Consider the following 25,600-nt stretch of genomic DNA (forward strand, 5'->3'; position numbering starts at 1 on the left):
CCTCTCTCGAACGAAACAGGCCCCGGATTGCTCCGGGGCCTGCGTGTCGGTTCAGGCTGGTCAGCCGACGCTTAGTGATGCGCGGGCTGCTTGTCCCAGTCTTCCCGCTTGGGCAGCTGCTCGAACGTGTGTTCGGGCGGCGGGCAGGGCAGGGTCCATTCCAGCGTGTCGGCATATTCGTTCCACGGGTTGTTCTGGGTCACTTTCGCGCCACGGAACAGCGCGTAGATCACCACGCCGAAGAAGAAGATGAACGAGGCGAAGGACAGGAACGCACCGATCGACGACCACCAGTTCCAGACCGCGAAAGCCTCGGGGTAGTCGATGTAGCGGCGGGGCATGCCCTGACGTCCCAGGAAGTGTTGCGGGAAGAACGTCAGGTTCGCACCGATGAACATCGCCCAGAAGTGCAACTGGCCCATCCATTCGGGGATCATGCGCCCGGTCATCTTGGGGAAGTAGAAGTAGATCCCCGCGAAGATCGCGAACACCGCACCGAGCGACATCACGTAGTGGAAGTGTGCCACCACGTAGTAGGTGTCGTGATACGCCCGGTCGATGCCAGCCTGGCTGAGGACAATGCCGGTGACGCCGCCCACGGTGAACAGGAACAGGAAGCCGAACGCCCAGAGCATCGGCGTCTTGAATTCGATCGCGCCGCCCCACATCGTGGCGATCCAGCTGAACACTTTCACGCCTGTCGGGACCGCGATGACCATCGTGGCCAGCATGAAGTAGGACTGCTGGGTCAGCGACATGCCCACGGTGTACATGTGGTGCGCCCACACGACGAAGCCGAGGAAGCCGATGGCAATGAGCGCCCAGACCATCGGCAGGTAGCCGAAGATCGGCTTGCGCGCGAAGGTCGCGATGACGTGGCTGATGATGCCGAAGCCGGGCAGAATGATGATGTACACTTCCGGGTGGCCGAAGAACCACAGGATGTGCTGGTAGAGAACCGGGTCACCACCGCCTGCGGGGTCGAAGAACGTCGTGCCGAAATTGCGGTCGGTCAGCAGCATGGTGATGGCGCCCGCCAGAACCGGCAGGGACAGCAGGATCAGCCATGCGGTCACGAAGATCGACCAGCTGAACAGCGGCACCTTGAACAGCGTCATGCCCGGTGCGCGCATGTTCAGGAAGGTGGTGATCATGTTGATCGCGCCCAGGATCGAACTTGCGCCCGACACGTGCACGGCAAAGATCGCCAGGTCCATCGACATGCCCGCCTCGTTGGTCGAGAGCGGTGGATAGAGCACCCAGCCCACGCCAGAGCCCAACTGCCCGTTGCCGCCCGGCGCCAGAAGCGAGGCGACACCCAGCGAGGTGCCGGTCACGTAGAGCCAGAACGACAGGTTGTTGAGGCGCGGGAACGCCATGTCCGGTGCGCCGATCTGCAGCGGCATGAAGTAGTTGCCGAAGCCGCCGAAAAGGGCGGGGATCACCACGAAGAACATCATCAATACACCATGATAGGTGATCATGACGTTCCAGAGGTGGCCGTTCGGGGTACATTCGCCGGCGGCCGCCGCGGTGAACCGCGCGCCTTCCATGCACATGTACTGAACGCCCGGCTCCATCAGTTCGAGCCGCATGTAGACGGTGAACGCCACCGATATCAGGCCGACGAATGCCGACGTGATCAGGTAGAGAATCCCGATATCCTTGTGGTTGGTGGACATGAACCAGCGGGTGAAGAACCCGCGATTGTCTTCATGTCCGTGGCCGTGAATGGCTGCGTCTGCCATCTGGGTGCCTCCTGCTGGTCATTTATACAGGGACACCGCATGGCGAAGGGGTCAGACAGACTCCCCCGCGACGTGTCCCGCAACACGAGAAAGGTTCTAGAATGACCCGCGACAATGAGCAATGCGCCAGATTGACATATGCAGATATTTTTTGTCGCAGCCGGAAGGGCGATGAAACGCGGCCAGAGCCCCGCAAATATTAACGATTTCTTCACCAAAGCGGTGTTTGGGAGACGCAGGCCGATGGGTCCGGAAGCCATAATCGAAAATCGCCGGTCGCTCTTGAAGCCCCCCCGGCCCACGCATAAGGTTCACTCCGACGCGGGCCGATCCACGGCCCGACCATGCGCATCAAGAGGCAGGCAACATGACAGACCCGATGGAAACCTACATGAACACGCTCGTCCCCATGGTGGTCGAGCAGACCAGCCGCGGCGAACGGGCCTACGACATTTTCTCGCGCCTGCTGAAGGAGCGGATCATCTTCGTGAACGGCCCGGTGCATGACGGCATGTCCAGCCTGATCGTGGCGCAGCTTCTGCACCTCGAGGCGGAAAACCCTTCCAAGGAAATCTCGATGTATATCAACAGCCCCGGCGGCGTTGTTACATCGGGCCTGTCGATCTACGACACGATGCAATACATCAAGCCCAAGGTCAGCACGCTGGTCATCGGCCAGGCCGCCAGCATGGGCAGCCTGCTGTTGACGGCAGGGGCTTCGGGCATGCGGTTCTCGCTGCCCAACAGCCGAATCATGGTGCACCAGCCCTCGGGCGGCTACCAGGGCCAGGCGACGGATATCATGATCCATGCCGAGGAGACGCTGAAGCTGAAACGGCGTCTTAACGAAATTTACGTAAAACATACCGGACAATCCCTGAAGAAGGTCGAGGATGCGCTGGAGCGCGACAACTTCATGTCGCCCGAGGACGCAAAGGAGTGGGGCCTGATCGACGAAATCGTGGAAAACCGGGCGAAGGGTGAGGAAGACGGTAAGTGATCCGCCCGAGTGCGGCGGAAGGCAGGGCAGGGGCGATTTTGACATTGAGGTGCCAAACGCTCTGCCCTAAGCTGCCCCAAACGGACGAGAAACAAGGGACCCGCGCCAGGGCCGGTTGACCCGGTCGTATACATCCACAGTGGCGCAAATCGATGGGCCCAAAACGCGGCGCGACACGCCGAAAGGTGCAAGAATGGCGAATAATTCCGGTGGCGACAGCAAGAACACGCTCTACTGCAGCTTCTGCGGCAAGAGCCAGCACGAGGTCCGAAAACTGATCGCGGGCCCGACGGTGTTCATCTGCGACGAATGCGTCGAGCTTTGCATGGATATCATCCGCGAAGAGACCAAGACCGCCGGGCTGAAGGCCACCGACGGCGTGCCCACCCCGCGCGAGATCTGCGACGTGCTGGACGATTACGTGATCGGCCAGTTCACCGCCAAGCGGGTGCTGTCTGTCGCGGTGCACAACCACTACAAGCGGTTGAATCACTCCGGCAAGAACGACATCGAATTGCAGAAGTCGAACATCCTGCTGATCGGCCCCACGGGCTGCGGCAAGACGCTTCTGGCGCAGACGCTGGCGCGCATTCTCGACGTGCCCTTCACCATGGCCGATGCCACCACGCTGACCGAGGCCGGGTATGTGGGCGAGGATGTCGAGAACATCATCCTCAAGCTGTTGCAGGCGTCGGAATACAACGTCGAACGCGCGCAGCGCGGTATCGTCTATATCGACGAGGTCGACAAGATTACCCGCAAGTCGGAAAATCCGTCGATCACCCGCGACGTGTCGGGCGAGGGCGTGCAGCAGGCGCTGCTGAAACTGATGGAAGGCACCGTGGCCGCCGTGCCGCCGCAGGGCGGGCGCAAGCATCCGCAGCAGGAATTCCTGCAAGTGGACACGACCAACATCCTCTTCATCTGCGGTGGCGCCTTTGCCGGTCTCGACAAGATCATCAGCCAGCGTGGCAAAGGCTCGGCCATGGGCTTTGGCGCCGATGTGCGCGACGAGGAATCGCGCAACGTGGGCGAGGTGTTCAAGGACCTTGAACCGGAAGATCTGCTGAAATTCGGCCTGATCCCGGAATTCGTCGGCCGCCTGCCGGTCATCGCGACGCTGGAGGACCTCGACGAGGATGCGCTGATCACGATCCTGACCCAGCCGAAGAACGCGCTGGTCAAACAGTATCAGCGCCTGTTCGAGCTGGAGAACGTGACGCTCAGCTTTACCGACGACGCGCTGAGCGCGATTTCCAAGCGGGCGATCGAACGCAAGACCGGCGCGCGCGGGCTGCGCTCGATCCTTGAGGATATCCTGCTCGACACGATGTTCGAGCTGCCCGGCATGGAAGATGTCGAGGAAGTGGTCGTCAACGAAGAGGCGGTCAGTGCCGAGGCCGCACCTCTGATGGTGCATGCCGAGGCCAAGAAGGAAGGCACCAGCGCGGGCTGACCCGGCGGTGCTTCCGGGCGTGCAAATTTTTACAAATAATTTGGGCAAGAAAATTCGAATTTTCTTGCCCATTTTCTTTGAAAGAAAATGGTCCGGTGCCGGATCGCACGACAGGACTACAGCCCGGCGTCTCTTTGCCGGCCAACGCCAGCCAATGGCGAAGACAGGCCGGCAAGACCGCGTCCGGGCTGGACCTTGGCGGCAATCTGCGGCATACCCTGACCAAGCATAGTCCGGAGGATCATGATGGGTCTGCTCACCTCGCTTCTGCGCGCCGTCACATGGTGGAACGGCGCCACGCTCAACACGATGATTCACACCCGCCGCAAGGGTACGAAGGTCGGTGAGGACGATCAGGGCAACATCTTTTACCAGACATCCGACGGCCAGCGCCGCTGGGTGATCTTCAACGGCGAGGCCGAGGCCAGCCGCGTCAGCCCCGAGTGGCATGGCTGGCTGCACCACACCTACAAGGAGCCGCCCACCGAGGCGCCGTTCAAGCGCAAGCCGTGGGAAAAGCCGCACGAGGAAAACCTCACTGGCACCGCGCTGGCCTATGCGCCCGCCGGTTCGATCCGTCGCGCCGATCCGGCCGAGCGCCGCGATTACGAGGCGTGGAGCCCCGAGTAACCCCGACCCCATCAGCCAGGAGCCGCCTATGGCCAGCGAGAACATGACAGAGGTCGCCGTCGGCGGGGCCGTGCTGGCCATTGCCGCGGGTTTCGTGATTTATGCCGGGCAAGTCAGCGGCTTTTCCGGCGCCGCGCCGGAATACGAGTTGCGTGCCAGCTTCCGCAGCGCTGACGGCATAGACGTCGGCACCGACGTGCGCCTTGCCGGCGTCAAGGTCGGCCGCGTCACCGACATGCAGCTTGACCCCGAAACCTACCGCGCGCGCGCCGTCTTTACCGTGCGCGACGATATCGAGGTGCCCGACGACAGCGCGCTGGCGATCAGTTCCGAGGGCCTGCTGGGTGGCAATTTCGTCGAGATCATGCCCGGCGGTTCGCCCTTCTACTTCACCGCTGGCGACGAGATCGAGTTCACGCAAGGCTCCGTCAGCCTGATCGCGCTTCTGACCAAGTTCGTGGCCGGCGACGACGACGGAGATGCCTCCGAATGAGCCTCTGGAACCGCTGCATCCCGGCGGCCGCCCTTTTGGCGCTGGCAATTGGCCTGCCCGCCGCGGCGCAGGAAGAGGTCGAGGTCGGCACCGGCGTCGTGCTGCGCTGGGTCGACAAGATAACGACCGAATCCGGCGACCTCGAGATCGCCAACGCCAGCGCGGGCCAGGTCGGCCGGATGCGCGTGGAACTGGGCGAATGCCGCTATCCCGCGGGCAATCCGGCGGGCGACGCCTATGCCTTTCTCACCGTCCACCCCGAGGAAACCGCACCACCGATCTTTTCGGGCTGGATGTTGGCCTCGGCGCCCGCGCTCAACGCGGTGGAACATCAACGCTATGACATCTGGGTGTTGCGCTGCATGACCCAGTGAGGCGCCGGGTCGAAAGGCGGGTGGTTGATATCCGCCTCTGCCTCTAGCGCGGTGGCCAGCCGCTTGCGATACTCCGCGCGGGGAATTTCCTGCGCGCCCAGGCTGGCCAGGTGCTCGGTCTGGAACTGCGTGTCAAAAAGCTGAAAGCCACAACGCCGCAAATGCCCCGTCAGGTGCGCCAGAGCCAGCTTGGACGCGTCGGTGCGGCGCGAGAACATGCTTTCGCCGAAGAACGCGGCGCCCAGCGTCACGCCGTAAACCCCGCCGACCAGCAGGTCGTCCTGCCAGATCTCCAGTGAATGGGCGTGGCCTCTGGCGTGCAATTCAAGGTAAAGCGACCGGATCTGTCCGTTGATCCATGTCTCCTCGCGGTCGGCGCAGCCGTCCACCGTGCCGGCGAAATCGGCGTCGAGCGTGGCGGAATAGGCCCCGCGCCTCAGCCGCCGTGCCAACGAGCGCGAGACATGGAACTCCGACAGCGGCAGCACGCCGCGCATCCGCGGGTCGACCCAGAACAGATCGGGGTCGTGGCGCGACTCGGCCATCGGGAAAATGCCCGCGGCATAGGCCTGCAACAAGAGGTCTGGATCAAGAGGCGGCTGGCGGTCTGACATCGGCGTCCGGATGGTGGGGCAGGGCGGAGCGGCGTTTACGCTTCGTTACACCTCCTATGGTAAGCCTTTGCACGGTGCATGGCAAAGGAGATGACATGGACGGCCTGAACGATGCGCCCGCCCCGGGCGGGACTGATGAAAACCGCGCGGTGGAAGACACGCTGCGGCAGCGCGCCAACCGGCGCCAGGCGCGCTACGGCATGCTGTTCGATTGTTTTCGCCATTTGATCACCGACAGCAGTGTGCTCTACCTTGGCGCGGGCGACGGCAAGTGGTGTGCCGACCTCGCGCAGGCCGGCGCGTTGCAGGTTGTCGGGGTCGAGGCGCAGGCCGATCTTGTCGCCCGGTTCGAGGATTTGCCCGCGATCGGTGCTCGCGAACGGGTCGAGATGCGACATGCCGACCCGCTCGACTTTCTGCAACACGTCGCCGACAGGGCCAAGCGGTTCGAGCTGGTGGTCCTGATGGACGTGCTGCGCGACGTCAGCGACCTGCATGGTGTGTTCGCGGATGTCGCCGCGCTGCGACCCCGGATGGTGTTGGGCGACGGTGTCGTGGCGAGCTCACACGACCCGGTCCTGCGGCTGGAACCACGCCGTGCGACCGGCGGCACGGCCCGTCCGCCGCACATGATCCCCAGCCGTGGCGCGATCACCCAGGCGGCCGAGGCCGCAGGCTACGAGGTGGACTGGACCGACTGGACCCAGCTGCCTCCGGCCCTGCGCGACGGTCTGTCGGATTACTACCGCAACGGTCCGATTGGACGCGCAAGCTTCACGCTGATCGCCAAGGACAGTTGAGCGCGCAGCGAAGGTCTGGTGCCAAGGTGGCGCAGGTGCCGCCCGGTCAGCGACTTGGCAAAAGGGCGCGGCAGCAGCGCCTTGGGGGTCGTCCGCCGGAATCGCAACTGTTCTGCGACAAGGCTATGCTGACGCAACGAAGAGCGTTGGAAAGCCTGCTGTTTGATCGACATCGCACGATGTAGAGGCGCGACCGGCGACGCGTGGAGCCGGGCTTAGCCGTCTTGCAGGTTGGTTTCCAGCCAGTGTTCCAGCCAGTGGATGTTGTAGTCGCCCGAGTGTATGTCCGGCTCCTGCAAAAGCGCGTGAAAGAGCGGCACCGTGGTGTCGACGCCGTCCACGATCAACTCGCCCAGGGCGCGGTTCAGCCGCGCCAGCGCCGTGGCGCGGTCCTGGCCGTGGACGATCAGCTTGCCGATCAGGGAGTCGTAGTAGGGCGGGATCGAATAGCCGTCATAAAGCGCCGAATCCATCCGCACGCCCAGCCCGCCCGGCGCGTGAAACTGCGTGATCTTGCCCGGCCGGGGCGAGAAGGTCGGCAGTTTCTCGGCGTTGATGCGCACCTCGATGGCATGGCCGTTGATCTTCAGATCTTCCTGGGTGAAGGACATCGGCAGCCCTTCGGCCACGCGGATCTGCTCTTGCACCAGGTCGACGCCGAAGATCGCCTCGGTCACAGGGTGTTCGACCTGAAGGCGTGTGTTCATCTCGATGAAATAGAACTCGCCCTTTTCGTAAAGAAACTCGATCGTTCCCGCGCCGGCATAGTCGATCTTGGCCACCGCATCGGCGCAGATCTTGCCGATCCGGGCGCGCTCTTCCTCGGTGATGCAGGGACCGGGGGCCTCCTCGAACACCTTCTGATGCCGCCGTTGCAGCGAACAGTCGCGCTCGCCGAGGTGCACCGCACGTCCCTTACCGTCGCCAAAGACCTGGATCTCGATATGGCGCGGCGTGGTCAGGTATTTCTCGATATAGACCTCGTCATTGCCAAAGGCCGCCTTGGCCTCGGAACGCGCGGTCATGAAGGCGTTTTCCATCTCGGCGGCGGTCTGCGCCACCTTCATGCCGCGCCCGCCACCGCCCGCGGTGGCCTTGACGATCACCGGATAACCCATCTCGTCCCCAAGCGCCTTGGCTTCGGTAAGGTCGGCCACACCGCCCTCCGAGCCCGGCACGCAGGGCACGCCCAACGCCTTCATGGTGTCCTTGGCGGTAATCTTGTCGCCCATCACCCGGATATGCTCGGCGGTGGGACCGATAAAGGTCAGGTCGTGATCCTCGACGATCTGCACGAAATTGGCGTTCTCCGACAGAAAGCCATAGCCGGGGTGAATAGCCTGCGCGCCTGTCACCTCGCAGGCGGCGATGATCGACGGGATCGACAGATAGCTCTCGGACCCGGGCGGCGGCCCGATGCAGACGGATTCGTCGGCCATGCGCACATGCATCGCGTCGGCATCGGCGGTGGAATGCACCGCGACAGTGCGGATGCCCATCTCGCGGGCCGCGCGGATCACCCTCAGGGCGATCTCGCCCCGGTTGGCCACAAGGATCTTGTCGAACATCGCGGTGCCCTTATTCGATGATCATCAGCGGCGCGCCGTATTCCACCGCGGCGCCGTCCTCGACCAGGATGCGCTTCACGGTTCCGGCACGGGGGGCGGGGATGTGGTTCATGGTCTTCATCGCCTCGACGATCAGCAGCGTGTCACCCTCCGCCACCTGCTGGCCGGTCGCCACGAAGGCGGGCGCGCCGGGTTCGGCCTGCATGTAGATTGTGCCGACCATGGGCGAGGTGACCGCGCCGGGATGGCTGGCCGGGTCCTCGGTCTGTGCGGCAGGCTCAGGGGCCGCTGCGGTCGCCGGTGCGGACGGCGCGGCAGAGGGCGCCGGGGCCGGCGCCGGGGCGGGGGCCGACATCTGCTGCACGACCTTCTGCTTGCGGCTGACCCGGACATTGAGCGTATCGTCGTCGCCGTATTCGCGCTTGACCTCCAACTCGGTCAGGTCATTCGCGTTCAGCACTTCGGCAAGCGCCTTGATAAACGCCACATCCGCGTCGTGGTTCGTCTTGGAAGTCTTGTCCGGCATCCCGTATCCTCGAAGCTTGGGTCGCGGCCCGCTGTCCCGTCCGGCCACGCCTGTCTTGTTTTGCGCGCTTATAGGCCAGGACGGGCCTACTTGAAAGCGCCTATTTGCAAGGAAATCTGGGGCATCCGGCGCAGGATTGCGAGCGGAAAATCAAACGCGTCCCAAGCGGGTGGCTTTTTGCCTTCGAAAGTCTGCGCCGCCGCGCGGCGACAGAGTTTCCGATTGAACTGGCCGGCGGTCGGCGAAACACTGACCGCAACACGTAGACCGCGAGGATGCGCATGAACATTGCCCATTGGCTCCAGAGTCAAGCACAGGCAGGCGGGACCAAGCCGGCGCTGTTTCACGGCACGCGAAGCATCGCCGATTACGCCGGATTTCACGCCCGCGCGGCCGCCTTCGCTGGCGGGCTGGCATCGCGCGGCATCCGCCCCGGCGACCGCGTGGCGCTTTTCATGGCGAACCACCCCGATTACCTGGTCGCGCTGTTCGGCATCTGGATCGCCGGGGCCGTCGCCGTGCCGGTCAATGCCCGCTTGCACGGGCAGGAGGCGGCCTGGATCCTCGACAATGCCGAGGCGTCGCTCTGCATCGCGACAGGCGCGCAGGCCGAGGCGCTGGCCGGAGCGCTGGCGACGGCCGCCTGTCCGGTCGCCTCCCCGGACGAGATCACGGGGGACGCGCTGCCCCTCGTGCCACGCGCGCCGTCGGACCTTGCATGGCTCTTCTACACCTCCGGCACCACGGGGCGGCCCAAGGGTGTGCAGATCACCCACCGGATGCTTCAGACGATGAGCCTTGGCTACCTCGCCTCGGTCGACGCGGTCAGCGCCGAGGATGTCACGCTTTACGCCGCACCGATGAGCCATGGCGCCGGGCTTTACAGCTTCGTGCACGTCCTGATGGGCGCACGCCACGTGGTGCCCGAAAGCGGCGGCGTCGACCCGGGCGAAATCCTCGACCTCGCGTCGCATTACGGGCGGATGCACATGTTCGCTGCGCCCACGATGGTGCGCCGGCTGACGGATTACGCAAGGGATCACGACCGCGACGGGACCGGCCTGCGCAGTGTCGTCTATGGCGGCGGGCCAATGTACGTCTCCGATATCGAGGCGGCTCTGGATGTGTTCGGCCCCGTCTTCATCCAGATCTACGGTCAGGGCGAGGCGCCGATGGCGATCACGTCGCTGAGCCGAGAGGACGTCTCGGCCCGGCGCGCCCTTGCCACTGTCGGCCGCGCTCAGGCCGGGGTCGAACTGCGCGTTGGCGACGCCGCGGGTCATCCCCTTCCGCTTGGCGAGGTCGGCGAGATCATGGTCCGCGGCGACCTGGTGATGCCCGGCTACTGGCGTAACGCAGCCGCCACGGCAGAGACCCTCCGCGATGGCTGGCTTCTGACCGGCGACACGGGATGTCTCGATAAGGCGGGATATCTCACCCTTCAGGACCGTTCTAAGGATGTGATCATCTCCGGCGGGCAGAACGTTTATCCCCGCGAGGTCGAGGAAGCGCTGCTGAGCCACGGGTCCGTGTCCGAGGTGGCCGTGGTGGGGCGCAAAAGCGCGGCATGGGGCGAGGAGGTGGTGGCCTTCGTGGTCTTAAAGGACGGCGCACTGGATGAGCCCGCGCTCGACGCCCATTGCCTGAACCGGATCGCCCGGTTCAAACGCCCCAAGGCCTATGTCGCGGTGAATGAGCTGCCCAAGAACAACTACGGCAAGGTGGTCAAGACCGCGCTGCGAGAGCGTCTGGCGCAGGACTGATGGCGCGGGCGGAAATTTGCAAATTTCCGCGGCATTTTCTTGCAAGAAAATGGACCAGGATTTGCGTAAATCCTGTTCCGGAAAATGCGTATTTTCCGGCCCGATTTCTGCGCAGAAATCGGCGGCTCAGCCGTCGTCCTTATCCCCGGCCAGCATCCGGTCCGCCTTCTTGCGCACCAGCACCGTCCGCAAGTCGTGCATCGCCAGCAGCAGGGCGTCGGTCACGTCCTCCAGCTGGTCGTCCGTGGCCCGCGACTGTGCCCAGTGAGTCGTCAGGTTCAGGTAATCCACAGCACGGTGAATATCGTCGATGTCCCGCTGTGCCAGCAGCGCGGTACGCTCGTCCATCCACTGCTTGATGACCCGAGCGTCCTCGTCCGAAAGCTCTCTGTCGCCGTGGGGTTTGACCTGGCCGTTCTTGATGTTGATGACCGCGATCTGGTCCATCTCGATCCGCCGCTGGCGGTTCTCGGTGTCCACGCGAAACACGAAGGCCCCGTTCTCACGGACGCGAAAATAATAGTCTGGCAACTCGCCGCTCAAGCGGGTCTCCCATGCGTCTCGCGATGGTTTCGGTTAATCGCCTGACTCATTACGACAATTTCCCGCAAAAGTCCTCTATCCGGGCGCAGGCCTCCTTCAGGGCGGCATCGGATGTGGCATAGCTGACACGGAAATAGGGCGACAGGCCGAACGCCGCGCCATGCACCACAGCGACGCCCGTCTCCTCCAGCAACGCGGTCACGAACGCCTCGTCACTGTCGATCACCGTACCATTCGCGCTTGTCTTGCCGATCAGGCCTTGAATGGACGGATAGACGTAAAACGCCCCCTCGGGCCGCGGGCAGGTGAGGCCCGGAATGGCGTTCAGGGCGTCGACCACCAGGTCGCGCCGGCGGACGAACATCTCGTTATGCGGTGCTAGGAAATCCTGCGTGCCGTTCAAGGCCTCGACCGCCGCCCACTGGCTGATTGAACAGGGGTTCGAGGTGGACTGCGACTGGATCTTGCGCATCCCGCCGATCAGCACCTCCGGTCCCGCAGCATAGCCGATCCGCCAGCCGGTCATCGCATAGGCCTTGGACACCCCGTTGCAGGTCAGCGTGCGGTCGTAAAGCCCCGGCTCGACCTCTGCCGGCGTACAGAAGCGGAAATCGCCGTAGGCCAGATGCTCATACATATCATCCGTCATCACCCACACATGCGGATGCCGCATCAGCACGTCCGTCAGCGCCTTCAGGTCGTCGCGCGAATACCCTGCGCCGGTCGGATTCGACGGCGAGTTGAAGATGAACCAGCGGGTCTTGGGGGTGATCGCCGCCTCCAGCGCCTGCGCTGTCAGCTTGAACCCGGTCTCGATTCCTGCCTCGACGATCACAGGCGTGCCGCCGGCCAGCGTCACCATGTCGGGGTAGCTGACCCAGAAGGGCGCCGGGATCACCACCTCGTCGCCGGGGTTCAGCGTGGCCATCAACGCGTTGTAAAGGATCTGCTTGCCGCCGGAGGCGATGCTGACCTGAGAGCGCGTGTATTCCAGCCCGTTGTCCCGTTTGAACTTGGCGCAGACCGCGTCTTTCAGCTCGGGGATTCCGTCGGGCGCGGTATAGCGCGTCTTGCCCTCCTCGATGGCGCGGATGCCCGCGGCGCGGATGTTTTCCGGCGTTTCGAAATCCGGCTCCCCCGCGCTCAGCCCGATCACATCCTCGCCCGCGGCCTTCATTTCCAGCGCCTTGGCGGAAATTGCCATGGTCGGGGAAGGTTTCACGCGGGAAAGTGTCGCTGATAGCGGAGACATGTCGCACCTCGGGTGGTTTTTCGGCTGTGGTCTTCGTAGGTCAAGGCCCATATATTAGGCAAGACGCTTTCGATGAGCCAAACCCCGGAAAGGAAGACCATGACCGCCGAGACGCAAAACGACTGGTTCGATCCCGATGCCACCACCTTTGGTGACCGGCTGGCCGGGGCACGCGAGGCGGCGGGCATGACGCAAAAGGAAATGGCGCAGCGGCTGGGCGTCAAGCTCAAGACCCTCCAGGGCTGGGAAGACGACGTGACCGAGCCGCGGGCGAACAAGCTCAGCACCGTGTCGGGCCTGCTGAACGTAAGCCTGCGCTGGCTGCTGATGGCCGAAGGCGACGGCCCCGAGGCCCCCGCCGACGCCGAGGACAACGCAGACGTGACCGCCATGATGACCGAGATCCGCGCCCTGCGCACACAGATCGTCGGCAGCGCCGAACGCCTTGGCAGGCTGGAAAAGACCCTGCGCAAGGTGCTGCAGGACCGGACCTGATCCGCGCCTTGACCGAACCTGCGGAAACACGGCTCAAGCGGCTGCGCATGCGGTCGATGCGGCGCGGCATCAAGGAGATGGACATCCTTCTGATGCGCTTCTCCGAGGCGCGTCTCGCCACCCTGACGCCCGCCGAATTGGACCTCTACGAGGTGCTGCTGGAGGAGAACGACCAGGATCTTTACCAGTGGGTCACGGGCCAGACCGATCCGCCCGAACACCTAGCCCCGCTGATCGCGCAGGTCCGCGCCGTCTCCACCGGTTAGCGCAAACCGCGAAATACTTCGCATTTTACTTTGTATTGGCGGCATTTAACCGAATATTCGGCTTTCTTTGTCACATCAGTCTCCGAGCAGTATCGCATGGAGACGAGGATGAGTTTTCAACAACAGATGCCGGCCGCCGTGCAGTCGGACGGATTCATGACGGGGTATCTCGATGCGCTGTCTTTGGTGGAGCGGCTGCACCGGCTGCTTCTGGATGTCATCAAGGACGAGTTCGAGCGGATCGGCGTGTTGGAGATCAACGCGGTTCAGGCGCTGCTGCTCTTCAACGTCGGCGACAACGAGGTGACGGCGGGAGAACTGAAAACCCGCGGTTACTACCAGGGCAGCAATGTCAGCTACAATCTCAAGAAACTGGTCGAGATGGGCTATATGCACCACCAGCGGTGCGAGATCGACCGCCGCTCGGTGCGTGTCCGGCTGACGCAGAAGGGTCGGGGCATCCGGGACGTGGTGGCGGGACTCTTCGAGCGTCACGCCGAAGGGCTGCAATCGCGCGGTGTCATCAGCCATGACGGAATCGACCAGATCACCGGCGCGCTGCGCCGGGTCGAACGCTACTGGACCGACCAGATCCGCTATATCTATTGAGGCAGGCGCAGGCCCGCGGGCTGCGGCGGCACGAGCCGGGACAGGTTCGGCAGTTGCAGCTCGCGGATCAGCTTGCGGCGCATGGCGGCGGCGAAATCGGCATGGTCCTGCGCCACTTCGGCAAAGGCGCCGGGACCGTGCAGGATGAAGGCCCGGTAATAGCCTTCCAGCGATTTGACGTTATGCAGGTTCTTCGAGGTGTTCGAGCGTGATTGCGGCCCGATGACCAGACCGTTGACCGTGATATCGCCCAGCACCGCGTCGTCAAGGTCGCGCGGATGCAGCCCTATATTGGACGGCCCGTCGCCCGAGATATCCAGCGTCCGGCGCAGGCAAGGATCCTGACGGTTCAGGGCCGCCACGCCGAAAAGGATCGCCGCACTGATCGCCGTCGTGGGATCGTCGCCATTGGCCTTGCGTGTCGCCCGCAGGCGGGAAGCCGCCTCGGCCAGACGCGCCACGCTGTCGATCTCGGTCCAGTCCAGCAGCACGCGCTGGTCCTGCACCCCGCTCCATTCATAGATCATGAGGCGCACCGGTGCCTCGGGGACGGCCATGAACGCCGCCTGCACCTCCGGTGCTAGGAGCGCCGCAGCCAGCCCGTCGGTCTGAAGCCGGTATTCCCCCGCATCGACCGATCCCGACACGTCCATCCCCAGCGCCAGCGCCTGCCGGCACTCGGCCTGGCCCAGCCCCGGCCATAGCGCGGCAAAGGTCAGCACCAGCGCCCGAAAGTTCATCCGCGCGGTCCGGGCCGCGTCACGCTGCCCAGGATGACATCGTTGATTTCACGGTAAAGTTTGCGGGTCATCGCCTCGGTGAACTCGTCGAACCCGTTGGCCACCACCAAAAACGCCCCCGGCCCGTGCAGCACCTCGGCCCCGTACCATGTCAGCACGCTGGGGTCCTCGCCGAGCACCACCAGCCCGTTCACCGTGACGTCCTGCATCGGGAAATGCCGGTAGGCTTCGCGCGGGCCATAACGATAGTTGTTCACCCCGTCGCCCGACACATCGATCACGCGCCGCTCGCAAGCCGGCCCGTTCTGCAACAGCTGCGCCCCATACCCCAGCGCCGGCCCCATCGAGGTGGGAAACTCGTCATGGCTGCGGCGCATCTTCAGCAAGGTCTCGACGGACGCGTCGATCGCGGCGGGGCTGTCCAGCACCGTCCAGTCCAGTTGCAGCTTGTGCTGGTAAAAGCCCGACCACTCGTAGACGGCGAGCGCCACGTGCCCCGGCGCGCCCCGCAGGATCGCGTGACGCACCTCTTCGGCATCAAGCGCGGCGGCCAGCCCCACCCGTTGCAGATCGTATTCGGCGGCGTCCACCGACGACGACACGTCCACCGCCAGCACCAGCGCCAGCCGGCACCCCTCGGCCACCGCCCGCAGCGGCATCAGCGCCAGCAGCACCAAGGCCAGGGCGCGCCACGCCCTCACTGCGTCAGCGCCCGCAGACGCAGCCGCGCGGCCGCGTCCAGCCGCGCGCGCAGCACCATGTCATGCGCAAACAGGATATCCTCGGTCCGCGTTCCCCAACCGATGTTATGCGTCACCAGCGGCCGCGCGCCATCGGCGCTGCGCCCCTCGGCCACGATCCCGATATGCGGCACGCCCGACCCCGCCAGCCGCCAGCTGACGATATCGCCCGGCGCGAAATCGTCCGGGTCATCGCTCGGACCCTCGGCCGCGCCGATCCGGTGCAGCAGGGTTTCCAGGTTCGGCACCCGCCGGTGGTCGATATTGCGATCGGTCGTCGTAAGCCCCCAGATGGCGGGGTAGGCGGCAAAATCCGCCTTCATGTCGCGGTTCACCGCCAGTTGCAGGTCGATCCCATGCGCATCGCGCAAGGCCCGGATCACCACGTCGGTGCACACACCGCGGTCGGGCGGCACGTCCCCGCCGGGAAATTCAAGCCCCACATAGGACGGGTCATAGATCACCGTCACGCCCACCTGATCCGCCGCCGCCTCGGCCAGCGGGTCTGCGAGGGCAGGGGGGGCGGCCAGCGCCGCCAGGACGAATGCAAGGCGGCGCAGACCCATCACCAGTGTCCGGTGCTTTCCATGCTGGCCCACGGCTCGGCGGGCTCCAGCGCGTCACCCTCCTGCAGCAATTCCACCGAGATATTGTCGGGACTGCGCACGAAGGCCATGCGCCCGTCGCGCGGCGGGCGGTTGATCGTCACGCCGTTGTCTTGCAGATGCTTGCACATCTCGTAGATATTATCGACGCGGTAGGCCAGGTGCCCGAAATGCCGGCTGTCGTCCGGCAATTCGTCATCGCCGTCCCAGTTGTAAGTCAGTTCGATCGGGCATTCCTCCTGTCCCGGAGGCGCCATGAAAATCAGCGAAAAGCGGCCCTCCTCGCTGTCCATCCGCCGGGTCTCCTTCAGGCCCAGAAGTTCATAGAAGGCCATGGATTTCTCGAGGTCCTTCACCCGGACCATCGTGTGCAGGTATTTCAGCGCCATAGGCGTACGGCTCCTTTGATTTTGGATTCCCCAACACAGTTAGCCGAAAGCGCCCCACTGTCCAGAGCGGGGCAGGGGCCTCAGAATTCCGAGCGGATGCCGAAACTGACCGAGGTCTCGTCCACGTCGAAGCGGCTGATGTTCGACCGCGTCTGCTCGGCATTGACCGAGACCGTGGGCACGAACCCCATGTAGCTCCAGTCTTGAAAGCTGGCCGTGACCCCGCCGAAGGTGCTGTTGTCGCTGCGGCCGCCGGGGACGGGGCCGACGATCCGGTACGTGTCATAATCGACGATGCTATGCCCCAGTTGAAAGCTCAGCTTGGCAGGCCCGATCTCGCGCCCCATTGTATAGCTGACGATCCCGGTCCACTGGGCGCGCGCCTGGTTCACGCCGTCTGTGTCGGTGGTGCGATAATTGAGATACCCGCCGATGCGCGCGCCATTCGCCAGCTTGTAACTCAATTGCGCAAAGCCCTCGTATTGCGTGGCGTCGTTATAGGGCCAGGTTTCGTCTTCCTGGAATTCCACCGCGCTGCCGAAGCTGAGGCGGGTGTTCTCGCCAAGGCGATTGTGCCGTTCCACCCCGAGCCGCGCGAAATCGTAGAGCGGGCTGTCGCCGTACCAGATGCGCCCGCCGGTGACGTCGAATTCCCACTGTCCGCGCTTGGATGGATCGACCAGAATGTGGTTCACCCCGACCTGCAACCGCGTGGACGAAATGTCCGACCCGCTCAGGCCCGGCACAGCATTGTTGAACCTGACCTGCCGTGTATAAGCGCGCCCGGTCAGCCGTGTCATGAACCGCTCGCCATACGCGATGCGATAGCTGCCCTGCAGATCGGTCGTGGCAATGATCCCGTCGATGGCCTGCGCGCTGGGCGACAGCACGCCCACCACCGGCACACCGTCGATGATGTTGTAGGGGCTGTTGGAGCCGTTGTTGACGTTGTCCGACGGCGAGACCGAGAATTTCAGATTGAAGTTCAGCGGATTGTTGGCGCGCACCGTTCGGAACGCCTTGATCGAATCCTTCCGCACCTCCTCGGTCGGGGCGTGTTGCACCGCGCGGCGCAGCCAGAACTGCGACAGGGTCAGCCGGTCGTCGGCATAGGCCATCTGCGAGGCCAGGTGCGCCGCCTCGTATTTCTGCACCTGTGTCTGGGCGGTATTGAACGCCTTGCGCGCGGATTTGCGGCCAAAGCCGTAGGCCTTCACCTGCGCGAAGGCCAGCGCCTGGGTGTAATGCGCCTGCCCATCGCGCGGGTTGGCCTGCAGCAGGCCTTCGCTCAGCCGGTAAGCCAGTTTGGGGCGGTTCTGCTTGAGCGCCTGAACGGCCAGCGCCTGCGCCTGTGGCAGCGACATCTCGACCCCGTCTTCGGCCGGGGCCGAAAGACCCCAGGCCGAAAGCGCGGCAATCAGCGCCAGTGCGGCAACTCCGCGTGCGTTACGGGTTCGTGCCGGCACAGCCCACGGTGTCTTCGACAGGTTGGCCGCATTGGTCGAGCACGAACGCGCCGTATTCCTCTTCGTTCTCAAAGCCCAACGGATCATTCGGCCCGTCGAACTCTCCAAGCCGAACCACGCCCGCGACGCCTGATGCATTTGCACCACCGAAGATCCCGCCATAACTGCCGATGCTCTGTCCGGTCACGTTTTCGCCGGGGAAATCAGCCTGTTCGTATTCAACCTGCCCGAGAAACGTGCCATCGGAGTCGATCGGCGTGTTGATCAGCACGACCGACGGAAGCGCGATGCCACCATCGACCCTCTGACGATTTGTGATGTTGCCTTCGACCGCACCATCGGCGAAATCGGCATTGATGAAGACGCGACCCGTGACCTCTGCCGCTTGGCTGGGAACCAGATCGGGATCGGTGCCAGGAGGGGCGCCGATAAGGTCTTCGCCGCTGCCCGTGCCATTGGTGACGCCGACGTAGTTGCCCGCGTAGCTGACCTGGCCCGTCCCCGGTGCATACGCTCCGTCGCGCTCGTAGTAGCCGCCGCCGAAGAAGCGGTTCCGAGGGCCGCCCGAGACGGCCACCCCGGCGCGCACGCCCGAATTGTTGTTGGCTTCGCCCGCATAGGCCGTGACGTGCCGGTCAAGCCCGTCATCCTGATAGGTATAGGCCTGGTAGCCATTGCGATCCAGCCCCGGACGGCGGCGATAGGGGATCGTCACCGGAGTACCGTCCTGCGTGATCCCTTCCACCGAAAGTGTCTGGTTGGCCGCGTCGTAGGTCACGCGCGCCAGGTCATTAGCCAGCGCGGTCGGTATGCCCGCGTCGGTGACAGGGTTGTCCTCGTCCGGCGGGGTCGGATCCGGCGCCGCGGGGTCGGGATCGAACGGGTTGCTGCCCCCGCCACATGCCAGCAGGAACGCTGGCAGCACGAGTGATGCCACGAAACGGTTCATGATGAGTACTGCCCTCAATATGTGGTCGTTTTTGTTTGTTTTGTCCAAGAGTCAGGGGTCTAGCGGGCAAAGTCAAAGTTTTTCTCGCAGGCTGAAGGCGGAAATTCAGGGGGTGTGGCCTTGCAACCGCCACCCGATCTGGAGGATTGTTTGCTCCGCCTCACAAGATATAGTGGGGTGCGACTCGCACTAGTTGTCCGCGCCCCAAAATGCCCAAAGGCGGAAAGACCCGATGAAGCAGTATCACGACGCATTGGCCCATGTGATGGAACACGGGCAGCCCTCGACCGACCGCACCGGCACCGGCACGATTTCGGCCTTCGGGCTGCAATCGCGCTATGCCATGGCCGACGGCTTCCCGCTGGTGACCACCAAGAAACTGCACCTGCGGTCGATCATCCACGAACTGCTGTGGTTCCTGTCGGGCGAGACCAATATCGCCTATCTCAAGGAAAACGGCGTTTCCATCTGGGACGAATGGGCGGACGCGGACGGCGACCTGGGTCCCGTCTACGGCCATCAGTGGCGCCACTGGCCCGGCCCCGTGGGCGAGATCGACCAGATCGAAACCCTGATGAAGATGATCCGCGACACGCCCGACAGCCGACGCCTGATCGTCTCGGCGTGGAATCCGGGCGACGTGCCCGACATGGCGCTGCCGCCCTGTCACACCCTCTGGCAGGTGCGCATCGCGGGGGGCAAGCTGCATCTGCAACTCTACCAGCGGTCCGCCGACATGTTCCTCGGCGTGCCGTTCTTTTCCGGCGTAGCGGAGAGAATGAGGTGTGGTTTTTTTGTGCTATATTATTGGTTTTTAAGGGTAAATAAAAAAATTTGAGGTGCGCGAGCGCGGCATAGCTTTATTGCCGTAGTTCTCTGCACTGGATGCGCGGCGCAGCATTATATACCCTTGAGCCACGTCTGTTTCTGCTTTCACCAAAGAGGGGGCCGCACATGCGCCATCCCGAGTATCAATATCTTGATCTGATGTCGCACGTTCTTGAAAACGGCGATGAGCGCACCGACCGAACTGGAGTCGGCACGCGCTCCATCTTCGGAGCCATGGTGCGCTTCGACCTTTCAGGTGGCACAGTGCCGATACTCACTACAAAGCGCGTCTACTGGAAGACAGCCGTCAAAGAGATGCTGTGGTTCTTGACCGGAGGCACCAATATCCAGCCACTCCTGCGCGAGAATGTTCGCATCTGGACGGATTGGCCGTTGGCGACCTACCGTAGGGAGACCGGGGACGAGATAACGCAGAAGGCTTTCGAACAGCGCGTCGTCGAGGATGATGCCTTCGCTGCACGGTGGGGGGAACTCGGGCCCGTCTATGGAAAACAGTGGCGGCGTTGGCTGGGCGCGGACGGCAAAGAGCATGACCAGATTGCCGGTCTGATCCGAACTCTTCGGGAGAACCCGTCGAGCCGCCGAATGCTATTCCACGGGTGGAATGTCTCCGAGCTCGAGGAAATGGCATTGCCGCCCTGCCACATGGTATATCAATACCACGTTACATCGGATGGTCGTCTAAATTGCCTTCTCTTTCAGAGGTCAGTCGATCTGTTTCTTGGGGCGGCTTTCAATTATGTCGGTGCCGCTGCGTTGCAATTGATGTTGGCGCAGCAAGCTGGATTGAAGCCCGGAGAATTGGTTTGGGTCGGCGGCGACGTGCACCTCTATCTTAACCATATTGACCAGGCTCGCTTGCAGCTTCTGCGTAAGCCAAGGCCCTTTCCGCAGATGAAAATCCTTCGACACTCGGTCAGCATCGACGACTACCGGATCGAAGATTTTGAGGTCGTGGGATATGATCCTCATGCCGCTATCCACGGAGAAGTCGCGGTGTAGGGTTCGGCGTGTCAGTCAAGGGAGGAAATACAACCCAGTCAGCAAGCGGGGTAATCAGGGGGCAAGTCGAAGCCAGAATACAAACCCTGCTCGCTAAGGACTACGCGAGCGGCACACTTCAAACCTCTCGAGGCGGCAAAATCAGCCGAAAGCACTATGCTGAAATAATCGGTTGCTCTCATTCTGCACTTACGAGATATCACGACCTTTTTTCCCACTATGAGCGACTGGCAAATATCCAGACTGGACCGATGCGTCACGTGGATGAAATGCGTGATTGGCTCGAACGAGAATACCAAGCTGGTAGGCTTCGCGCAAGGAGCGGAAAAGTAGATCGCTCAGCCTTCCAAGAGTACTTTGGCTTAAAATGCGGCAGTTGGATAACAAAATACCCAGAAATACGGACTCTGTTTGAGGCCTGGGATGCTCGTGTTCAAGCCGAAGGATATTTGCCGAAACAGGTGCAACAAGAACTCGAACGCCTGAAGACTGCGTTGGCAGGGGAACCCGGGCTCAACACGAATAGGTTATCTGTTAATCGCGTAGCGCTCTCTGAAACGGTCGGTATCTCCAAGAATAAATTAAAGGTCGAGCCGTTCGCGACCCTAATACTCGAACACGAGACAGTCCTATTGGCAAGAGCAAGCGAAAGCCAAATCGATCCATTGGTCCATGGCCGGGTCTTTCCATTCAGTGATCTCGACAACTATTGGTCCTCACGGTTCCTCAAACGAGTTGGAAGTCGCTTTAAGCTATTTGCGCCAAGCCTTTCGCGCCAAAGTGTGAAGAGGCCATATCTTGAATTGGTAAACCTGCTCGCTTGGCTTGGCGCCAATTCCAACCCATCTTGCAGGGCGGTCGTTCAAAACGCCAACGCTGATGGACGTATCAATTCGGTTGATCACTGGGAAGACGCTCTCATGGCCTATCGCGATGAGCTGCTGGCTAAGATTGCTCGGGGAACTGCGGCTGAAGGAACCATTGATTCAAACCTCAAATCGCTAAGAATTGTCCTTTCGAGCCTGGCTTCTGGAGGGGTTGTGCCAGAAGCCACACCTATCTTGATTGGCGTCAAGCACTTAAGGCAGAAAAGCGCCCGGCTAAAAAGCGTTGCGGAAGCTGATGCGTCTTCTACAAAACGTTCACCTTCTGATTACGTGGAATTTACCCAAGAACGGCTACGCGAAATAGCGACTACAAATGACCTCGACTTGGCGACAATCGAGGCAACTGCGTTCTTTGAGAGTTTGGATGCAGAATTCAGGGATACTTCCGGGCACCCGGCATCGCTTCCCGAAGCAGTTCGCCGAGTGCTGGAAAAACGTCTGGACGCACTTCGAGCAGCGGCTGAGGCGCTGGTATCAGACGCCATAACTACTTTTGAGCAGGGCCGCAGTCTCCTCAAAGAGGCAGACCTGAACTGCTTGGAATTTGACACTGCGTATTTTGACCCTTTGATCAGCAACTATAAGCGGACGGAACTGGTTCGCCAGTTCATTCCAAATCCCAAAGTCGCAAGTGAGAGCCAAGTCCAAAGAGGAATTGCCAATTTACTCAAGTTGATCGAAGAAAACTACGACGGGCATCTTCCGGCTATTTCGGCGACGACCTCGGACCGCTATGGTGCATTCTTTGCAAAACGGCTGCTTGAGTATGGTGGATTACAGCGAATTGCTCCCCTGACTGGTCCAACTCATGATGCTGTAGCTGCGGTCCTTACGCTGTATCTATTGGAGAGCGGTTCTAATGTTAGCGTCGGCCGGACGTTAGAACGCGATTGCCTGAGTGCCAGTGGTCAAGACGGGTATGTGCGGATCGACGGTAGCAAGTCAAGGGCGCGAGGCAAGCCGATTATTGTTGATGTGCCCGAGAGCTCTTTCACCGTGAACGCTATACGATGGTTGTCGGAAGTTAACGAAAGATGGTCTGAGAAAGCGGGGAGCAATGCTCAAAAGCTCTTTCTCGGTTGGTTCGGATCAAGGTTCCAGCTTGCAGCGGACCATTGGTATACGGCGTGGTTCAAAAGGTTTGCTTCAGGAATTGTAGGTTTGGAGGATTTCAACCTTGTGCCCAGCATGATTAGGCCGAGTGTCCTTCTCCATGCTGCGCTTTCGAATGACGGACGTCTTACGGTTGGCTTAGCTCAGGGGCAGCATAGTTTGAGTGTCAGTCAGGGTTACCAACAAAAGTGGCCAACTCGGCTCCTTTATGATCAGAATATCAGACGTTTCCAAACCGCATTTGAGACATTGGTTTTGTCGAATGTCGAAGATGCGGCGTCCAAGCTGGGTATATCTGAGGAAGAGTTCGAAAATCGCCTTAAGGAACTGCGTCCGACGGGTCTTGGGACCTTTTGCAAGAATGAGCATGGCCGTTCCAGCAATCGATCAGGGACTTGCACAACACTTGATTGCTGGAATGATTGTCCGCAGCTCGTAATTGTAGCGGAGGTGGAGGCGATCGCGGCTCTCCAGCTATGGCAATCCTCGCTACGGGCCGCGCAGGGGGATTGGGAGCGCGATCGGCCTGAAAGATGGGACGAGGTCTGGTTGCCTTGGCTCTGTTTGACCGACGTTGTCGAAGAAAAGATGGCAAGAGGTCCTATGATCAAAATTTGGAAAACTGCGCAAGCCAAGGCTTTGGAGATTTCCGCACAGCCTGGCTATGTCCCGCCGCGGCCTTGGTGAGAACATGGCAAAACCGACCATCCGAGAGACTGCTGCTGAGCACAACTCCGTAGATCTTGATGAGAAGCGTCGGGCTTCTTGGCTGCTAAGTGCATATTCAGACACTCAATGGACGATCTCCAGCACAGGTGACGTCAGCGACACAAGCGTGATTGACTTCAATTACCGTCTTGCCGATGGCCGCGATCTACCCCAAGCAGTTCGGCTGTATGCGACAGTCAAGGAGTATGCTTGGTGGGTGCGGAATCCACAATACAGTAAGATTGACGACGCAAGAACCCATGCAAGTATGGTGCGAAATCTGCTCCATCTCGCGCATGCTTTAAGTATTCGCAATATTTGGTCGTTTGCCCATCTACAGCCATTTGATTTAGAGGAGTTGTCTGAAGAAGTTCGGTTTGGTGTTGACGCTGTGCTTCGCGCGCCCGAACGCGTTGAACATTACTTGAGTGTTTTGGCAGAGCGAAACAAAACCAACCCAAAGCCATATGGGGGACTGCCTCGCTATGAGGACCCCGAAACCGGCAAAAGCGCGAACTTTATTTCCTTCGATCTTGTAATGAATGCGTGCAATTTGCCGTCGACTGCAAAGTTTTCTCCACGCGTTTCGGCTCTTCTCCATGTTGCGGCAAAAGAAAATGAACTCGACACCATCTCGAAGCAGGATCGCTCTGCACCACCATTGCGCAATGTGACCATCCAATCGATTCAAAGGTGGCTGGACCCACTCGAACAGCTTTATCTCATGAGGCGCAGAGTAGAGGCAGAGGCGATTACGTTCCGACCGTTCCCAATGGGAGCGGCGCGAGTCGCATCTGTGAAAGGGGTTGGAACGACGCGGACACCGACACCGCCGCCTAAACTGATTTTGTTCCTTCTGGAGCATGCTGCTCGCTGGATCGGTGACAATAGCGCCAGGACTTCGTCCACGCGGAGTGAGATCCTGCTGGATGCGACTGCATGCTGGATACTGATAGCTGCATTTAGCGCGCGCCGGGACGAAGAGATCGACGATCTGAGGGTGGGGTGTCTTCGCGGCGGCGACGACGACGGCTGGTGGTTGAATACATACATAGAGAAGACGCTACAGCGTAAGGAATGGATACCCGTGCCGTCGCTCGTTGCGAGAGCTATCGAGAGACTTGAAGATATCAGCAGCACAGCAAGGCAGCACAGTGAGTCTGACCACTTGTTCCAGTGGCGAAATCCGAAGGGTAAGGTAACGCGTGTCAATGTGGGGCAACACCTGGACAAGTTCGCTGCTGCCGTAAAAGTGCCTAAACTCGAACGACAGGGCAGTCCTGCTGTCGATTGGCACTGGCACCCTCATCAATTTCGCCGCTTCTTTGCAGTCTTATACTTCTTCCGCTACGAAGGCGCTAACATAGAGGCACTTTCACACCATTTACGACACTTCAGTCTCGAAATGACACGGCACTACATCGTCCAAGATCCGGAGAATGCCGCTCTCTGGACCGACGTTGAATGGGGATACACCAGCCACGTCGCTCGTGAAATAGTAGCCGGCGAACGTGCGGTTTCTGGATCAACTGGCGTTCATCTTAAGCGAACTGCTCGTCGACTAACTGATGTTTTTAGGCGGAAGTTCCACGTCGCGACCCCGGATCGTGTCGCGGCAACACTCGTGTCAGTCATGCAGAGACGCGGCTTGGTTCTGAGGCCCAAGCCGTGGGTGACTTGCTCTTGTCCAAACACAGTTCACGCGGCCGCGACGGCCTCCTGTCGACGCGGGTTGGCCGCTGAGTTGCCCGAAGTCGGTCCAAACATCGCTGAGGCTGGGCCTTCCGTCTGTGTCTCGTGTCCGCACGCTCTTTGGGAAAGCCGAAGCCAGAAAGCCCTCGACTTGGAGATCGAGCATCTTGAGGCTGTGTCACAATCTATGCCGCGTGCAGGAACCATATTCGGCGAACTGGAAAAGTTTCGGCAAGTCGAGTTACTATCTATAAGAGAGAAGCGAACTCCCCAAGCTATGCCGTTGGATGATCCCGCTTCGAATGAGGAGCCGGGAGGATGAA

General features: G+C 61.5%; 25 protein-coding genes and 1 pseudogene. 14 read left to right on the forward strand and 12 right to left on the reverse strand.

The window, feature by feature from the left end; genetic code table 11:
- Positions 1 to 71: 71 nt before the first annotated feature.
- Positions 72 to 1,748, reverse strand: coding sequence for a cytochrome c oxidase subunit I (gene ctaD / locus FIU86_RS06465; protein WP_152474330.1), 1,677 nt, complete (start codon positions 1,746 to 1,748; stop codon positions 72 to 74).
- 367 nt (positions 1,749 to 2,115) lie between these two features.
- Here ctaD and FIU86_RS06470 point away from each other — a divergent pair, with 367 nt between their 5' ends.
- From FIU86_RS06470 to FIU86_RS06490, 5 genes are all read left to right on the forward strand, one after another.
- On the forward strand, positions 2,116 to 2,748 hold the full coding sequence (locus tag FIU86_RS06470; protein WP_152474331.1) for an ATP-dependent Clp protease proteolytic subunit: 633 nt from the start codon (positions 2,116 to 2,118) through the stop codon (positions 2,746 to 2,748).
- A 193-nt stretch (positions 2,749 to 2,941) separates the two neighbouring features.
- On the forward strand, positions 2,942 to 4,204 hold the full coding sequence (gene clpX, locus FIU86_RS06475; RefSeq protein ID WP_152474332.1) for an ATP-dependent Clp protease ATP-binding subunit ClpX: 1,263 nt from the start codon (positions 2,942 to 2,944) through the stop codon (positions 4,202 to 4,204).
- 246 nt (positions 4,205 to 4,450) lie between these two features.
- Positions 4,451 to 4,834 carry an NADH:ubiquinone oxidoreductase subunit NDUFA12 gene (locus FIU86_RS06480; RefSeq protein WP_152474333.1) on the forward strand — a complete coding sequence of 128 codons (384 nt, stop codon included), beginning with the start codon at positions 4,451 to 4,453 and terminating at the stop codon, positions 4,832 to 4,834.
- Between the two features lie 28 nt (positions 4,835 to 4,862).
- The gene (mlaD, locus tag FIU86_RS06485; protein WP_152474334.1) at positions 4,863 to 5,327 is read left to right on the forward strand and encodes an outer membrane lipid asymmetry maintenance protein MlaD; all 465 of its coding nucleotides are present in this window, start codon (positions 4,863 to 4,865) and stop codon (positions 5,325 to 5,327) included.
- The gene (locus tag FIU86_RS06490; protein ID WP_152474335.1) at positions 5,324 to 5,701 is read left to right on the forward strand and encodes a DUF2155 domain-containing protein; all 378 of its coding nucleotides are present in this window, start codon (positions 5,324 to 5,326) and stop codon (positions 5,699 to 5,701) included. The genes mlaD and FIU86_RS06490 overlap by 4 nt, the downstream gene beginning before the upstream one ends.
- Here FIU86_RS06490 and aat read toward each other — a convergent pair.
- On the reverse strand, positions 5,665 to 6,315 hold the full coding sequence (gene aat, locus FIU86_RS06495) for a leucyl/phenylalanyl-tRNA--protein transferase (RefSeq protein ID WP_152474336.1): 651 nt from the start codon (positions 6,313 to 6,315) through the stop codon (positions 5,665 to 5,667). The two genes, FIU86_RS06490 and aat, sit on opposite strands and share 37 nt — an antisense overlap.
- 95 nt (positions 6,316 to 6,410) lie before the next feature.
- Between aat and FIU86_RS06500 the strand changes: the two genes are divergently transcribed.
- Entirely contained in the window at positions 6,411 to 7,115 is a 705-nt protein-coding gene (locus FIU86_RS06500) for a bifunctional 2-polyprenyl-6-hydroxyphenol methylase/3-demethylubiquinol 3-O-methyltransferase UbiG (protein WP_172977452.1), read from the forward strand.
- A 215-nt stretch (positions 7,116 to 7,330) separates the two neighbouring features.
- Here FIU86_RS06500 and accC read toward each other — a convergent pair whose 3' ends face one another.
- Entirely contained in the window at positions 7,331 to 8,683 is a 1,353-nt protein-coding gene (gene accC, locus FIU86_RS06505) for an acetyl-CoA carboxylase biotin carboxylase subunit (RefSeq protein ID WP_152474338.1), read from the reverse strand.
- 10 nt (positions 8,684 to 8,693) lie between these two features.
- Complete coding sequence (accB, locus tag FIU86_RS06510; protein ID WP_152474339.1) at positions 8,694 to 9,209, reverse strand: acetyl-CoA carboxylase biotin carboxyl carrier protein; 516 nt, start codon at positions 9,207 to 9,209, stop codon at positions 8,694 to 8,696.
- A 281-nt stretch (positions 9,210 to 9,490) separates the two neighbouring features.
- Here accB and FIU86_RS06515 point away from each other — a divergent pair, with 281 nt between their 5' ends.
- Positions 9,491 to 10,972, forward strand: coding sequence for a class I adenylate-forming enzyme family protein (locus tag FIU86_RS06515; protein ID WP_152474340.1), 1,482 nt, complete (start codon positions 9,491 to 9,493; stop codon positions 10,970 to 10,972).
- A gap of 126 nt (positions 10,973 to 11,098) precedes the next feature.
- Here FIU86_RS06515 and FIU86_RS06520 read toward each other — a convergent pair whose 3' ends face one another.
- Together FIU86_RS06520 and FIU86_RS06525 are read right to left on the reverse strand one after the other, a co-directional pair.
- Positions 11,099 to 11,515 (reverse strand): hypothetical protein, encoded by a 417-nt coding sequence (locus FIU86_RS06520; RefSeq protein WP_152474341.1) that lies wholly within the window; start codon positions 11,513 to 11,515, stop codon positions 11,099 to 11,101.
- A 49-nt stretch (positions 11,516 to 11,564) separates the two neighbouring features.
- Positions 11,565 to 12,767, reverse strand: coding sequence for a pyridoxal phosphate-dependent aminotransferase (locus tag FIU86_RS06525; RefSeq protein ID WP_152474342.1), 1,203 nt, complete (start codon positions 12,765 to 12,767; stop codon positions 11,565 to 11,567).
- Between the two features lie 72 nt (positions 12,768 to 12,839).
- Here FIU86_RS06525 and FIU86_RS06530 point away from each other — a divergent pair, with 72 nt between their 5' ends.
- The 3 genes from FIU86_RS06530 to FIU86_RS06540 all read left to right on the forward strand — a co-directional run bounded on the left by FIU86_RS06530 (position 12,840) and on the right by FIU86_RS06540 (position 14,137).
- Entirely contained in the window at positions 12,840 to 13,262 is a 423-nt protein-coding gene (locus FIU86_RS06530; RefSeq protein ID WP_254703958.1) for a helix-turn-helix transcriptional regulator, read from the forward strand.
- Between the two features lie 8 nt (positions 13,263 to 13,270).
- Entirely contained in the window at positions 13,271 to 13,528 is a 258-nt protein-coding gene (locus FIU86_RS06535; RefSeq protein WP_152474344.1) for a succinate dehydrogenase assembly factor 2, read from the forward strand.
- A gap of 108 nt (positions 13,529 to 13,636) precedes the next feature.
- Positions 13,637 to 14,137 (forward strand): MarR family winged helix-turn-helix transcriptional regulator, encoded by a 501-nt coding sequence (locus FIU86_RS06540; RefSeq protein ID WP_254703959.1) that lies wholly within the window; start codon positions 13,637 to 13,639, stop codon positions 14,135 to 14,137.
- On the opposite strand, the gene FIU86_RS06545 is transcribed toward FIU86_RS06540, so the two are convergent.
- The 6 genes from FIU86_RS06545 to FIU86_RS06570 all read right to left on the reverse strand — a co-directional run bounded on the left by FIU86_RS06545 (position 14,131) and on the right by FIU86_RS06570 (position 19,026).
- Complete coding sequence (locus FIU86_RS06545) at positions 14,131 to 14,877, reverse strand: DUF1194 domain-containing protein (protein ID WP_152474345.1); 747 nt, start codon at positions 14,875 to 14,877, stop codon at positions 14,131 to 14,133. The two genes, FIU86_RS06540 and FIU86_RS06545, sit on opposite strands and share 7 nt — an antisense overlap.
- Entirely contained in the window at positions 14,874 to 15,578 is a 705-nt protein-coding gene (locus FIU86_RS06550) for a DUF1194 domain-containing protein (protein WP_254703960.1), read from the reverse strand. The genes FIU86_RS06545 and FIU86_RS06550 overlap by 4 nt, the downstream gene beginning before the upstream one ends.
- Positions 15,575 to 16,216, reverse strand: coding sequence for a DUF1287 domain-containing protein (locus FIU86_RS06555; RefSeq protein ID WP_216647206.1), 642 nt, complete (start codon positions 16,214 to 16,216; stop codon positions 15,575 to 15,577). The genes FIU86_RS06550 and FIU86_RS06555 overlap by 4 nt, the downstream gene beginning before the upstream one ends.
- On the reverse strand, positions 16,183 to 16,611 hold the full coding sequence (locus tag FIU86_RS06560; protein WP_152474346.1) for a VOC family protein: 429 nt from the start codon (positions 16,609 to 16,611) through the stop codon (positions 16,183 to 16,185). Before FIU86_RS06560 ends, FIU86_RS06555 begins: the two co-directional genes overlap by 34 nt.
- An 80-nt stretch (positions 16,612 to 16,691) precedes the next feature.
- Complete coding sequence (locus FIU86_RS06565) at positions 16,692 to 18,077, reverse strand: surface lipoprotein assembly modifier (protein ID WP_152474347.1); 1,386 nt, start codon at positions 18,075 to 18,077, stop codon at positions 16,692 to 16,694.
- The gene (locus FIU86_RS06570) at positions 18,058 to 19,026 is read right to left on the reverse strand and encodes a thymidylate synthase (RefSeq protein ID WP_152474348.1); all 969 of its coding nucleotides are present in this window, start codon (positions 19,024 to 19,026) and stop codon (positions 18,058 to 18,060) included. The genes FIU86_RS06565 and FIU86_RS06570 overlap by 20 nt, the downstream gene beginning before the upstream one ends.
- Before the next feature lie 232 nt (positions 19,027 to 19,258).
- Between FIU86_RS06570 and thyA the strand changes: the two are divergent.
- The 4 genes and pseudogenes from thyA to FIU86_RS06590 all read left to right on the forward strand — a co-directional run.
- Positions 19,259 to 19,783: pseudogene (thyA, locus tag FIU86_RS06575) on the forward strand (thymidylate synthase); the annotation flags it as partial.
- A gap of 197 nt (positions 19,784 to 19,980) precedes the next feature.
- On the forward strand, positions 19,981 to 20,877 hold the full coding sequence (locus tag FIU86_RS06580; protein ID WP_152474349.1) for a thymidylate synthase: 897 nt from the start codon (positions 19,981 to 19,983) through the stop codon (positions 20,875 to 20,877).
- Between the two features lie 8 nt (positions 20,878 to 20,885).
- The gene (locus FIU86_RS06585) at positions 20,886 to 23,564 is read left to right on the forward strand and encodes a hypothetical protein (RefSeq protein ID WP_152474350.1); all 2,679 of its coding nucleotides are present in this window, start codon (positions 20,886 to 20,888) and stop codon (positions 23,562 to 23,564) included.
- A gap of 4 nt (positions 23,565 to 23,568) precedes the next feature.
- Positions 23,569 to 25,599: a site-specific integrase gene (locus FIU86_RS06590; protein WP_172977453.1), complete on the forward strand. Its 2,031-nt coding sequence runs from the start codon at positions 23,569 to 23,571 to the stop codon at positions 25,597 to 25,599.
- Position 25,600 lies beyond the last annotated feature (1 nt).

Origin of the sequence: Roseovarius sp. THAF9, assembly GCF_009363715.1 — a bacterium.
Taxonomy (GTDB): domain Bacteria; phylum Pseudomonadota; class Alphaproteobacteria; order Rhodobacterales; family Rhodobacteraceae; genus Roseovarius.